Annotated in this window: 11 protein-coding genes; 3 read left to right on the top strand and 8 right to left on the bottom strand. The window is 59.4% G+C overall.

The window, feature by feature from the left end; genetic code table 11:
• Window positions 1-114 precede the first annotated feature (114 nt).
• Entirely contained in the window at window positions 115-2,283 is a 2,169-nt protein-coding gene (locus IFT59_RS23320) for a methyl-accepting chemotaxis protein (protein ID WP_274598280.1), read from the top strand.
• Window positions 2,284-2,537: 254 nt separating this feature from the next.
• Here the strand turns inward: IFT59_RS23320 and IFT59_RS15480 are convergent, their stop codons facing one another.
• From IFT59_RS15480 to IFT59_RS15445, 8 genes are read right to left on the bottom strand one after another with little or no spacing between them, the layout of a single operon-like run.
• On the bottom strand, window positions 2,538-3,215 hold the full coding sequence (locus IFT59_RS15480) for an RraA family protein (RefSeq protein WP_062576988.1): 678 nt from the start codon (window positions 3,213-3,215) through the stop codon (window positions 2,538-2,540).
• Between the two features lie 7 nt (window positions 3,216-3,222).
• Window positions 3,223-4,239, bottom strand: a complete 1,017-nt coding sequence (locus IFT59_RS15475) for a hydroxyacid dehydrogenase (protein WP_249407607.1) — start codon at window positions 4,237-4,239, stop codon at window positions 3,223-3,225.
• Window positions 4,239-5,084: an HpcH/HpaI aldolase/citrate lyase family protein gene (locus tag IFT59_RS15470; protein WP_062576987.1), complete on the bottom strand. Its 846-nt coding sequence runs from the start codon at window positions 5,082-5,084 to the stop codon at window positions 4,239-4,241. The genes IFT59_RS15475 and IFT59_RS15470 overlap by 1 nt, the downstream gene beginning before the upstream one ends.
• Window positions 5,081-6,286 (bottom strand): CaiB/BaiF CoA transferase family protein, encoded by a 1,206-nt coding sequence (locus tag IFT59_RS15465; RefSeq protein ID WP_092665064.1) that lies wholly within the window; start codon window positions 6,284-6,286, stop codon window positions 5,081-5,083. The genes IFT59_RS15470 and IFT59_RS15465 overlap by 4 nt, the downstream gene beginning before the upstream one ends.
• Window positions 6,287-6,293: 7 nt before the next feature.
• On the bottom strand, window positions 6,294-7,370 hold the full coding sequence (locus tag IFT59_RS15460) for an ABC transporter ATP-binding protein (protein ID WP_062576983.1): 1,077 nt from the start codon (window positions 7,368-7,370) through the stop codon (window positions 6,294-6,296).
• Window positions 7,363-9,081 carry an ABC transporter permease gene (locus tag IFT59_RS15455; protein ID WP_192087422.1) on the bottom strand — a complete coding sequence of 573 codons (1,719 nt, stop codon included), beginning with the start codon at window positions 9,079-9,081 and terminating at the stop codon, window positions 7,363-7,365. Before IFT59_RS15455 ends, IFT59_RS15460 begins: the two co-directional genes overlap by 8 nt.
• A gap of 59 nt (window positions 9,082-9,140) precedes the next feature.
• Window positions 9,141-10,238 carry an ABC transporter substrate-binding protein gene (locus IFT59_RS15450; RefSeq protein WP_192087421.1) on the bottom strand — a complete coding sequence of 366 codons (1,098 nt, stop codon included), beginning with the start codon at window positions 10,236-10,238 and terminating at the stop codon, window positions 9,141-9,143.
• A 3-nt stretch (window positions 10,239-10,241) separates the two neighbouring features.
• Window positions 10,242-10,994 (bottom strand): IclR family transcriptional regulator, encoded by a 753-nt coding sequence (locus IFT59_RS15445; protein WP_092665052.1) that lies wholly within the window; start codon window positions 10,992-10,994, stop codon window positions 10,242-10,244.
• Between the two features lie 277 nt (window positions 10,995-11,271).
• On the opposite strand from IFT59_RS15445, the gene IFT59_RS15440 reads away from it, so the two are divergent.
• Both IFT59_RS15440 and IFT59_RS15435 read left to right on the top strand, forming a co-directional pair.
• Window positions 11,272-12,219 (top strand): YiiG family protein, encoded by a 948-nt coding sequence (locus IFT59_RS15440; protein ID WP_192087420.1) that lies wholly within the window; start codon window positions 11,272-11,274, stop codon window positions 12,217-12,219.
• A 39-nt stretch (window positions 12,220-12,258) separates the two neighbouring features.
• The gene (locus IFT59_RS15435; RefSeq protein ID WP_192087419.1) at window positions 12,259-12,846 is read left to right on the top strand and encodes a DUF1349 domain-containing protein; all 588 of its coding nucleotides are present in this window, start codon (window positions 12,259-12,261) and stop codon (window positions 12,844-12,846) included.
• Window positions 12,847-12,981 lie beyond the last annotated feature (135 nt).

Genomic DNA, 12,981 nt, shown 5'->3' with positions numbered 1-12,981 from the left:
CAAGATATCGAGGCCTACGTGAGGTTTTTTTGAAATTTGAAAATAAGGACGCGTGTCGTTCTTGTAGCGGCGATCCCGACCATTGCGTTGATCGCTGCTGTCGTACAGGACAATATGAAGCGCCTTGAGCAGGCTTCGGAAGCGCAATCTGTCGCCGAAATTTCTTCGATGGCGCCCGTTATCGGCTCAGCCATCCATGAAATCCAGAAGGAGCGCGGTGCTTCCGCTGGTTTCGTCGGTGCCAAGGGCCTCGGTGAGTTCGGGTCGCTCCTGGAGAAGCAGCGTCTCGCAGCGGATACAGCACTTGCCAGTTTCAAGGCCTTGAACCTGACGACGAGCGAAGCTCCGGGTGGCTCTGAACTGCAGCAGCTTGCGCTCGCGGCCCAAGCCAAGCTCGACCAGCTCAAGACAATGCGTGACGAGGTTACGGCGTTAAAGGCAGGCGTGCCTGATATTGCGTCCTATTTCGAGGATACGATCGGTAGCCTCATCAAACTGATCGGATCCATGAGTTCGCTCACCACCGACAGCACGATCTCAAACCGGATTGTTGCCTACTCGGCTCTTCTGCAGGGTAAGGAACGCGCTGGTCAGGAACGCATGATCGGCACTGCAGCATTCGCGGCCGGTAGTTTCTCGCCGGAAGGATATCAGCAGTTCGTGAAGTTTGGCGTCATGCAGAACGTCTACTTTGCGGATTTCAACAGCTATGCAGGCGCACCGCAGCGTGCGGTGCTTCAGACGGCCCTTGCGAGTGATGCCGGTCAGCTGGTGGAGAAGCAGCGCAGCGTCGCTCTGAAGGCTCCGTTCGGCGGACAGATGGGCGGAATTTCCGGTGAAGACTGGTATAAGGCTTCGACCAACCGCATCAACGCGCTGAAGACAGTGGAAGACCAGACCGGTCTGGAGCTAATGGATTATGCGTCCGCTTCGGCTGCGGTTCAGCACAGGAATTTCCTGATTTCGGTCTTCACCTCGCTGGGCGTTCTGGCGGTCGTTGCTGTTCTCGCGACCATCGTCACCCGCTCCATCACCCGTCCCGTCACGCGGATCGTGCAGACGATGCGTGAGCTCGCGGCCGGCAACGCAGAGGCTGAAATCGATGCCATTGCCGATCGAAGCGAAATCGGCGACATGGTCAAGTCTGTTGCCGTCTTCAAGCAGAACGCGCAGGACACCTTGCGCATGGAAGCGGAAGCGCAGGCTAACCGTTCGATGTCCGAACGTCAGCGCCTCGAGCAGCACGAGCGTCAGGCGGAAGAAGCAGCCGAAGTGCAGTTCGCAGTCGATACGCTCGCCGTTGGCCTCGGTGCCATGGCGAATGGCAAGCTGAACCATCGGCTCGACCAGGCGTTTGCAGAACGCCTCGACAAGATCCGCGTCGACTTTAACGGTGCGATCGAGCGTCTCGAAGATACGATCGTGGACGTCAGCGGCAACGCGCAGGCGATCTCGGCCGGTTCGAACCAGATCCGCTCCGCGGCTGACGACCTGGCAAGGCGCACCGAACAGCAGGCAGCATCTGTCGAGGAGACCGCAGCAGCCCTTGAGCAGATCACCACCACGGTTGCCGACACGACGCGTCGCGCAGAAGAAGCAGGTCGCCTAGTCAGTGAAACGCGCAAGAACGCCGAGCACTCGGGCCTCGTGGTGACGAACGCAATCAACGCAATGAATGCGATCGAAGCGTCATCCAACGAGATCTCCACCATCATCGGCGTCATCGACGAAATCGCGTTCCAGACCAATCTTCTGGCACTGAATGCGGGCGTGGAAGCGGCCCGGGCAGGTGACGCCGGCAAGGGCTTTGCAGTCGTCGCGCAGGAAGTTCGCGAACTTGCGCAACGGTCCGCAAGCGCCGCCAAGGACATCAAGAGCCTGATCGCCAATTCCGGTGAACATGTCAAAAGCGGCGTTTCCCTTGTCGGCGAAACGGGCGAGGCGCTTGGGCAGATCGTCAATCAGGTCAAGGCAATCAGCGTGAACGTCCTCTCGATCGTGGAAGCTTCACGCGAACAGTCTACGGGTATCAAGGAAATCAACCATGCCGTCTCGTTGATGGATCAGGGGACGCAGCAGAATGCCGCTATGGTGGAAGAATCCACCGCAGCGAGCCATTCTCTCGCGAGAGAAGCCGAAACGCTCTTCCAGCTCGTTGGTATGTTCGAGACAGGATCAGTGGCAGGTGGCATTCACCACTCGCATCAATCCGGCGACTCTCCAGCTCCTTCGAACCGGTTGATGACCCGAGTGACCTCGTCCTTCTCCAGACGCGTGGCATAAGCTTCACGGCATCCCCCGGCTGACGGCCGAAAACAGAGGCAGAGAGTGAACCGGAAAAGCCGCCGAAGAAATCCTTTCGGCGGCTTTTTGTATTAGGCTGATCCATGCTGGTTGGTGAAAAGAAGCTTCCAGCTGTCATGACATCTTTAGGTTGATCTGCAACCGCCAAGACACCCCAGCCGCGTGCTCGGGTCATCTTGGCTGCGATGGACGAAGTGACAGTGAGAGACGCTTGTCTCCATGGCTCCGTCACATCACTCGATATACTCGCAGCCGGCTTCCTTCAGTACCTTGTCAACCCAGTCGCGGTTGACTGTACCAGCTTCGGTCTCGGCCATCTGCTTGGTTTCGGCGTCGTGCTTCTTGATCGTGGCCGTCAAAATATCATGCGCATCGACCTTCGGCACGCTGACGACGCCGTCGAGATCGCCAAGGATTAGGTCGCCCGGTTCGATGACGGTGCCGTTGATCGCAATCGGAAGACCGATTTCTCCAGGGCCGGTGCGATAGGGGCCTCGATGGGTCACGCCGACGGCGAAAGTTGGAATGTTCCGTTCCAAAAAGGCTTCGGCGTCGCGGATGGCGCCGTTCAGCACGAAGCCGGCCACGCCGCGCCGGATGGCATGGGCAAGCATCAGCTCGCCCATCAACGAATTGGCCAAATCCGCGGCAGCATCAACGACGATTACGTCGCCTGGCTGAGCCATGTCGATTGCCTTGTGCAGCATCAGGTTGTCACCCGGCCGGGTCCGGACGGTCAGCGCCGGACCTACAAGGTTGCCCGACTTATGCATCGGCCGCATTCCTGTGCCGAGCGCACAGATGCGCGACATAGAATCGCTTACATTGGCAACGGGAAGGCTTCGGAAGGACTGGACAAGAGCCGGCTCGATGCGATTCCAGTTCAGTTTGATGCGAAATCCGTACGTCATGAATACCTCAGGCAGAGAGTTCGGTTGGACGTGCAATCGAGCGTTCGTCCGGCGCATTGCCGTCGAGAACGCTGATAATGTGATGCGCGGCGATGATTGCCATCGCATCGGCGGAGCCGTATGTGACACCGCCAATGTGTGGCGTTGCAATCAGCGTGTTGAAGGCCCAAAGCGGGTTGTCGGCCGCCGGCGGCTCGGTGGCGAAACTGTCGAGAGCTGCCCCTGCGACAGTCCCAGCGCCGAGAGCCTCTGCAAGTGCCGCTTCGTTGACAATACCGCCGCGTGCGGTGTTCACCACAACCGCGGAATTCTTCATCATCGCGAGCCTCCTCGCGTCGATCAGATCGCGTGTTGCCGCGGTCAGCGGGCAGTGAATGCTGAGAATGTCGAGCGCCGGCAGCATGGCGTCGATATCGTCTGAAGTTGCGAAACCATCGGCTTCTGCTGCGTCCGGCGCGAAGGGGTCATAGACCACGACTTCCATGCCAAGAGATTCGGCCATGCGTGCCGTCTCGCGACCGATCCCGCCGTAACCGACAAGACCTATTGTGGCGCCTAGGAAATCCTTGCCGATAAATGTCGGCTTCGGCCATTCACCGCTTTTCACGGCGCGATCGAGCGGCAGTATTTCCTTGATCAGACTGAGCACCAGCGCGATCGTGTGCTCGGCGACGGCACGCGAATTCGAGCCCATCGCCCGAAGCACGGGGATGCCGAGCTTGGCGGCTGCGGCGATATCGACATTGTCGACACCGACGCCATGCTTGGCGATGACCTTGAGATTGGGAGAAGCGGAAATCACCGCTTCGTCGATGCGGCCTTGGCGCACCATCAGTCCGTCAATCTTGAGATCGGCGGCGCGCTTGGCCACCACATCGGACGGATCGTAGGGTGGCGAGAAGAACACGTCGATATCATGCGCATTCAACAGTCTGATCGCCTTTTCAGCGATCTGGTTGTGGCTCACAAGGATGCGTCGGCCACGCATGCCGTGCTCGACCCCTTGGATGATGTCATGGATCATCAGCTAGCGCTTCCTTTCTGCGATTTGCGAATTAGATTTTCGGCGCGCGTGACGATCGGCGCGTCGATAAACTTGCCGTCCAGCATGAAGGCGCCTCGTCCAGCGGTCGCCTCTCTCTCGTTAGCGGCAACGACTTTCAGCGCCCAGGCGACCTCCTGCGGACTTGGCGCGAAACCTTCGTTGAGGATAGGAACGACGGAAGGGTGAATGCAGCTTGCCCCGTCAAAACCGAAGTCACGCGCCTCCAGTACGGCGGCGCGAAGGGCCTCCTTGTCGGCGAAATCCGCGATGGTTCTGAGAAGCCCGAGAGACAGCACGCCGGCCTCCTTGGCCGCGTAATGGATCATGAGCTTGGGATAACGCAGCACCTCCGGCGTCGGCTTCGCATCCATGGCGGTCGCAAGATCCTCGCCGCCGCAGGCAAGGGCCATGACGCGCGGCCCCTTGGCAATGGACCGAACCTCGAACAGGCCCTGCATGTCCTCTATCAGCGGCACGAAGGCGATCGGCGAGCGATCCTTTTCGTGGTTTTCGAGGCTCTTCGCCAAACGGACGAGAACATCGGGGCTGCAGACCTTCGGGACGTAAAGTCCGTCGGCACCGGCTTGCGTCGCGGCGATCGCGTCCTCGATCAGCCGCTCGGAGTGGTTGACGCGCACGAACACCCGGCCGCCGGCCTTCTTGATCGCCGGTACCCATCTCGCCAATCCATCTCGGGCTTCGGTCTTGGCTGCCTCGGGTAAGGCATCTTCAAGATCGACGATAACGGCATCGGCCCCGCGCTGACCGGCCTTTTCCAGAAAACGGGGCGCGTTGCCCGGTACGTAGAGGAGTGACGAGATCATGCCTTGTCCTCCAGGTCAGCCAAGGTCATGCCGATCTCGGCAAGGATTTCTTCGGTCTGTTCTCCGATGCCCGGTGCCGGATGACGAAAGCCCCCTGGAGTCGTCGAGAAGCGCGGAAAAATGTTGTGTTGCGGAATGCTGCCGAGATCGGCATCTTCCACATCCACGACGATTTCTCGCTCGGCAAAATGCGGGTCTGTGCTGATATCGGCAATGTCATAGACCGGACCAACGGTTGCGCCAGCGGCACGCATGGCTTTCAACGCATCGTCGCGGGTGCGGGTGACGAACCACGCGCCGAGTGCTTCATCCACCAGCTCACGATGGCGGACACGTTCGACATTGGTCGAAAACCGCGGATCGTCCTTCATCTCCGGGCGGCCGACAATGTCGAAAATCCGCATCGCGATGACCTGGGTCGATCCCGAAAGCGCCACATATTTGCCGTCGCTGCACAGATAGACGTTGCGCGGTGAGACCGTATTGGAGCCTGAGCCGGAGCGCTGCTTGACCTTGCCAGTGACGCTATAGATCGATGCTTCCGGCCCAAGCGAGGCGAAGATCGGCTCCAGCAGGGAAAGATCGATCACCTGACCCTCGGCGTCACCGCGTTCGCGGGCAAACAGCGCCATCATTACGGCATTGGCACCCGTCAGTCCTGAGATCATGTCCGCCAGCGCCAGAGGTGGCAGTACCGGTTCGCGATCCGGAAAACCGGTGCGCGAGGCAAAGCCGCTCATCGCCTCGACCAACGTGCCGAAGCCGGGCAGCTTGGCATAGGGGCCGGTCTGGCCAAAGCCCGAGATCCGCACGATGATAAGCCCCGGGTTGATTTCCAGGAGGCTTTGCGGCGAAAGCCCCATTTCCTCCAGCGTGCCCGGCCGAAAGTTTTCGATGAAAACATCCGCCGTTTCCAGCAGCTTCTTCAGGGTTCTCAGCGCCTGCGGCTGCCGCAGGTTGAGCGCGATCGAGCGCTTGTTTCGGCCATAGGTTTTCCAGTGAAGCGAATGGCCATGGTCGCGCCATTCGCGCAGCGCATCACCCTGTGGCGGCTCCACCTTGACGACGTCGGCGCCGAAATCGCCGAGCTGCAGCGACAGCATGTTTCCGGCAACCACGCGGCTGAGGTCAATGACCCGGATACCGTGCAGCGGGCCCTTTTGTTCCGGCTGAAACCGGACGGTTGTTTTCGTCTCTGCCATGAAAACCTCAATTCGCGCCGGGCTTGTCGGGGAAGACGGCGCAATGTTCCTGAGGAATGCGCACGAGGATCGAATCCTGCTTCAGCTCTGAAGGCGTCTGAACCCGGAACTCGATCGGGCCCGACCGGACTGCATATTGCCAGACCGAGCCGAGATAGGTCCGCTGATCGATCGACACCCGCATCGTGTTCGGGCCAGTCTCGTTCGTGAGCTCGATCTTTTCAGGGCGGATGGCAACGACGACGGAACCGTCCTTGCCTGCGGCACCGGGGGGCGTGACGAGCTCGCTGCCATCGGCCAAGCGGATGCGGGCTTTGTCGGCACCGTTCTCGACCATCGTTCCGTCGAAAAAGTTAGACGAGCCAATAAAGTCCGCGACAAAGCTGTCGGCTGGTCGCTCGTAGATTTCGCGCGGCGTGCCGAGCTGGCGCATCCGTCCCATGCTCATCACCGCAATCCGGTCGGAAACGGCCAGTGCCTCTGCCTGGTCGTGGGTGACGTAGATGGTGGTGACCTTCAATCGTTCCTGCAGCTCTCGGAGCCAGACGCGGGCACGCTCGCGCAGTTTGGCATCGAGGTTGGAAAGCGGCTCGTCGAGGAGCAGAAGCGGCGGGCGGTAGACGAGGGCTCGAGCAAGTGCGACGCGCTGCTGCTGGCCACCGGAAAGTTCGAACGGAAAGCGGTCCGCATAGGGAAGCATTTCCACGAGGCCGAGCGATTCCCGGATGCGCTCGTCACGCTCGGCTCTTCCAATCTTTCGGAGCGTCAGAGGAAAAGCGAGGTTCTCGGCCACGGTCTTGTGTGGCCACAGTGCGTAGGACTGGAATACCAGACCAATATTGCGCTTCTCCGGCGGCACCGTGTTTTTGGCGTTGCCATCGAACAGGATTCGGTCGCCGATGCGGATCGTTCCTGACGTAGCATGGTTGAGACCGGCGACCGCGAACAGCGAGGTCGACTTGCCGCAGCCGGACGGCCCGAGCAACGTCAGAAACTCTCCGGATTGAACATGGATGTTGAGGTTGTCGACAGCCGTGACGGCGCCGTACTTGATGGTCAGGTTCTGAAGGACGAGATCAGCCATAGATTTTGGCTCCCATGACGCGGCGAGCGATGATCACGAACGCGGCGGTAATGACGACTTGTATGGTTGCGAGGGCGGAGACCGGGCCGTTGTCACCTTGAGCGACAAGCTGCAGCATGGTGGTGCCGATGATTTCGGACCCCGGTTGATAGAGGAAGGCCGCCGTCACGTATTCCTTGAAGAAGTGGATGAACAGCAACGCATAGCAGCTGAACAGCGCGGGCTTGAGGATCGGCACAATGATGCGTGTCACGGTCGTCCACCAGTCGGCGCCGGAAATGCGCGCGCCGCGGTCGAGTTCCTCACCGACCTGAGCAAGCGCCGGCGCGATGGCACCAAAGCCGACCGGAATATAGCGGATCATGAAAGCAAGGATCAGCACCGCGATCGTGCCGCGGATGACGTCTGCTCCGGGCAGCCAGATAACTGCGTAGAAGAACCCGAGGCCAGCGATGATGCCGGGAAGCGCGCGCGGGAAGAGCGCGATATATTCTAGCGCCCGGCTATGCTTGAAATCCGACCGGCGGGCGACCAACGCGATGACCAGAATGAAGAATGTGCCGATCGCAGCACCGATCGTCGCGACCAGAACGGAATTGACGATCGAGCGCACGTAGGTGGCCGAGCCAAGAACCTGCTCGAAATTGGCGGTCGTCATCACCTTCCAGACTGGTATGAGCGGTGTGAGGAAGCTCACCGCCGAGCGCAGAAAAATGCCTCCGAAGATTGAAATGATCGTCAGGAATGCGAATGCGAAGACGAACAGGAACGCCGGCCAGCGCCAGGCACCGAGATCGAGCGTCGAGGGACGGCTTGCCTTGCCGCGCACGGTGACGAAGCGGCCAGCGCCTTTCATCAGAAAGCCCTGTAACCAGACAAGCAAGGCAACGACGACCAGTAGGATGACGGCAGCCGCGCCCACAATTCCGTATTCTGGCCGTACCGCAGCGTTGATGCCGGCGTTATAGAGAAAGGTCGTGACCGTCTGAATTCCAGACGGACCGCCGAACAGCAGCGGGATGGCCAACATCTCGATGCCAACGACGAAGTTCAGCACGGCCGAATAGATGATCGCGGGACGGATCATTGGGATGGTGACCGAAAACAGGGCTCGGAAGGGACCAGCTCCGGTCGAGCGCGCCGCATCTTCGAGCAGCGGGTCGGCCTTTGTGACGGCGGCAAGACACATGAGATAGGTGAGCGGCGCCTGGCTGAGACCTGCGACGATACCCATGCCAGTGACACTGTAGAGATTCCAAGGCGCACCGCCGAGATAGGTTTTCGCCGCCAGCGTCATGAAGCCTGACGGTCCGTACATGGTGAACCAGCCGAAGGCGATGACGAGGTTCGAGACGAACAGCGGCCAGATAAAGATCTCGCCCAGCCACTTGCGACCCGGCAGGTTGGTACGACCGACGAGCACCGCCATGACAGCACCGAAGACCTGCGCGACGACCATCGTCAACGCACCGAAATAAAGGGTGTTGAAGAAGACGGCGGCTATGCCCGGTTCGCTAAACAGGCGGCTGAAATTGCCGACCGTCATGACAGCCGTATCGTCGTAGAGCGGCTTGTCGAGGAAGGCCTGGAAGACAATCGGGGTGATCGGACCGAATACGAGGATCGTCGTCAGCGCCGCAACGCCCCAGTAGATCGCACGCGATCGGTCTATCCCCCGTCCGGCCGTGCCGGGGTGGCTGATATCCGTCATCGATATTTCCTGTCAGGGTTGATGGAAGGGCCGACGACCAGTCGGCCCTTTGGCTCGGCTTACTTGCCGGCGATCGCAGCGTTCCACTTTGCGACGAAGGGACCGGCTTCCGTAATCAAGCGCTGGTCGAAACCGGCCGTGATCACATTATCCTTGCCGACGATTTCGCTTATCTTCTGAAACGTGTAGCGAACCTGGTCCTCTGGAACGTCCTCGCGATAAGGCACAAGACCGCCCTTGCCGACCTGAGTCTGGCCATCCTGGCTCAGCGCATAATCGACGAAGAGTTTTGCTGAGTTCGGATTAGCCGCGCCCTTCGGAATACCCATGCCGCGCAGCATCATGATCGTGCCGTCGTCTGGAAAGGCAAAGCCGAGGATTTCGCCACCCGGCTGTTCGAGGCGCGGGAAGATGGTGATGCCGGAAACGGCAATGCCCATGAGATATTCGCCGGTGGCGATCTTCTCGTTCATCGGACCGCCCGAGGTTTCGCCGCGGATCATCGGACCGATCTTGCGAAGTCCGGCCCAGCCGGCTTCACCTTTCTTGTCCATATAGGCCCACCATGCGGTAAGGCCGAAGCTGTTGCGGGCCGCATCGTAGGTGGTAATCTTTTCCTTGAACGTATCCGGATCGGCAACGGCGTCTTCAACCAGTGAGGCGAAACCTTTCGGGCGCTGATCTTCCGGCAGAAGAGCGGCATTGTACGTGATGACCAGCGGATCGGTGGAAAGCACATTCACGCCGGGATAGGGGTAGGCGAATTCCGGGAGCTTGGCGATCTCGGGGCTCTTGTAATCCTCCATCAGGCCGTCTTTGCCGTAGGATGCCCAGCGGTCGTTGGCGCCAGAGACCAGCACGTCGGCGGTGCGGGCGCTCGAGCCTTTTTCGGCTTCCCAGCGCGAATGGACAGTGCCTGACCCCAGATCGACAGTCTCGATCTTCACCCAAGGATACTTTGCGTTAAAGCCCTTGATGAGCGGCTGCCAGTTGTTGTCGGCCATGTTGGAATAGATCATCAGGCCCTTTTCGGAGCGCGAGCCTTCGATGATCTTCGAGTAATCAGCGGGATAACCGGCTGGGGCATCCTGAGCCTGCGCGAAACCGGCAATGCCGGCCAAAAGCCCGGCCACGGCCGAAAATGTTACAAATTTCATTCCTTACCTCCCTTTGGATAAACGACGACTGCGGCGCGCCAACTCCTCGGTAATCGCGACTGCAGTTTCCCTGACCACGTGACTGATGCGGTCGGAATTTTGAATGAAGCGCCCTTGCGGGCCAGATATATTGAAAGCAGCGATGGCTTTGCCATTTGCAGCAATGATCGGCGCTGCAGCACCGGCAGCACCTTCAACGACACCCATCTCATTGACGTAAAAACCTGATGCGCGCGCACTGGCGATGGCTTCTTGAAGTTTCGACTGCTCATCCTCGGACAGGGACGACGCTTCCGCATAGGCTTCCACATCCGCATCGCTGCCCGATGCCAAGAGAACGACGCCGCTCGCAACCTTGTGTGCTGGACGCGTCGGCACGATGTCGCGATCGTAAAGGATCTCTCGCTTGGGTAGCACTTTGTTGAGATAGCGGATCGATGGACCTTCCAGCACGGCGATGAACCCGCTCTCCCCCGTCTCTTGGACGGCATTCAAGAGATAAGGTGACACAAGCGCAATCAGCGCCCCGTAGTTTGGACCGTCTGCAGAGATCTCACCCGGGAGCCTGATGAGTTGGTACTCACCGCTGCCCAGTCGGTGTATGTAGCCGCGCTCGGCCAGCGATTGCAGCATGAGAAGCGCGCTCGACTTGGGCATGGCAAGTGCAGCCGCGATCTCTGAAAGGCTCGCGCCCTCCGGTGAAGCCGCAAACCACTCGATCATATCCAAAACACGCTCGACACCACGACCGCTCACGATAACCTCTGTCTTCAAAAGTTCAGTATAATGAACAGATACAGAATAGTGAAAATTGGCGAGGTAGTCAACACGCGACCATTTTGTTGCGTCTCTCCGTCTCGTGCTGCGGCATGCTGAGAGGCTTGAGTATCAGAGCCGGATACAGCAGCGGCGTGAAGGCTGGCGGCTCATTGACCAAAGCCGCAGTCCTTCGAATGGACGCGATCCAAGCCTGGCCTTGATCTGGCGATCCAGCGCGACAAATAGCTGTCTGATCGATGGGGAAATGCATCCGATGAAGACGCTCGCAAAGGCGGTTACCGCCTCGGTTCTGGTCCTGATCCTTCAGGGTTCGGTCCCATATCTTTTGGGGACATCCCCCGTACAGGCCCAGTCGCCACCCGATGCCACCGTATCTGACGCGGCGATGGGCAAGATGAACACGTACGTCGAGTTTCTCAACCAAACCCTGCGCGCGTCCGAGTCGCTACAGCGTTACGACAGTTGGGTCGACATGAAGAAGGGCCCGACCGGCAAGGAGCGCATCATCTATGGCATGTACTCTCTATACGACGTGAGAGAGTTGGCGGGCAAAGCCTTGGCTTCCGCTCAGGAAGAGCCAAAGCTGCCGGAGCTTGACGCTGCCATGACAGCCTATGTCGAGACCTACCAGCAACTGGCTCCCGTCATCGAGCGGGCGAACAAGTATTACGAGCGCCAGGACTATAAGTCGGACAAGATGGCAGACGGTAAGGCGTTCCATAAGGACATCGCTGCCCTATCGCCCGTCTATGAAGAACGCCGGAAGACAGTGGACGCCGCATTGAGGACCGAAAAGGTCAAGCTCGACCGCGCATCGCTACTCGCGCTCGAAAAGGCCGAGGGCAAGAAATCGCGCTGGCATGTGCGAAACGTCATGTTCCGGGCAGAGGCCGTGATGGACGTGATGCCGACAAACGAAAAGCCCGTGGTCGCCATGCCTGCATTCAGATCAGTGCTTGCCGACTACGCTCAGGCTGTCCGGGAGTTCGACGACTACGCTCTCCAGCATCCCAACTCATTCCACGTGTTTGAGTCCAGCCCGGCGTCGCTCCTGTCCAAGCTTCGCAATTTCGACGAAAAACTCGAAATGGCCAAAGGCGACGCCCGCAAAGGCGCGGGCGACGATCTCGAATGGCTTGTCTCTGACTACAACACGATGGTCTCCACCTCAGAGTCCGCTACGGTGTTTGCCAAGGACTGATGTGCGTATGGCGATGATGGCGAAGGAGTGGCTGCATAGATGAGAACCCATCTCGAGAACGGAACCTGGGTCAACGAGCCTGCGAACTGGGAGGTCTCGGCCGATCGTCTTACCATGACGACCGACCAGAAGACCGACTTCTGGCAGAAGACGCATTACGGGTTCGCGCGGGATAGTGGACATTTTCTTGGAGTTTCGGTCAGCGAAGAATTCACAGCGCGGGTCCGGGTCCAGGGAGAGTTCCGATCCCTGTATGACCAGGCGGGTTTGATGTTGCGGATTGACGAGACACGCTGGATCAAGACCGGTGTCGAGTTCACGGACGGCGAGCGCTTTCTGTCAACGGTTGTCACCAACGGAAGCTCGGACTGGTCCGTCTCGCAGCCGTTTCAAGGATTGGAAGACTTCATCATACGGATCACGCTCAAAAACGGAGCGGCAAGGATACAGGCCTCGTCGGACGGCAAGGTATGGCCGCTTCTCCGCCTGGCGCCGTTCCCTTCCGCGGATCGCTATCTCATTGGACCGACCGCCTGTACGCCGGAGCGCGGCGGGCTGAACGTGCGCTTTTCAGACTTTGATGTGGGTGAGGCCATAAGGAGCGATCTCCACGATCTGTCGGTATGAGGCCAGCTTGGAGTGGTGAAAGACTGATGAGCGCTGCGTGGTTCAACCGCCACGGCTCTCTGCCCTCAGAACCAGTTCTTCAACTCAACGCCAGAAAGGCGGCAATCAGCGCCCTTAAGAATACAATAGGGATGC

The organism is Rhizobium sp. CFBP 8752 (genome assembly GCF_014842035.1).
Taxonomy (GTDB): Bacteria; Pseudomonadota; Alphaproteobacteria; order Rhizobiales; family Rhizobiaceae; genus Neorhizobium; species Neorhizobium soli.
Note: the sequence above shows the minus strand (reverse complement) of the source record. Positions and strands in the feature narration are given on the sequence as shown.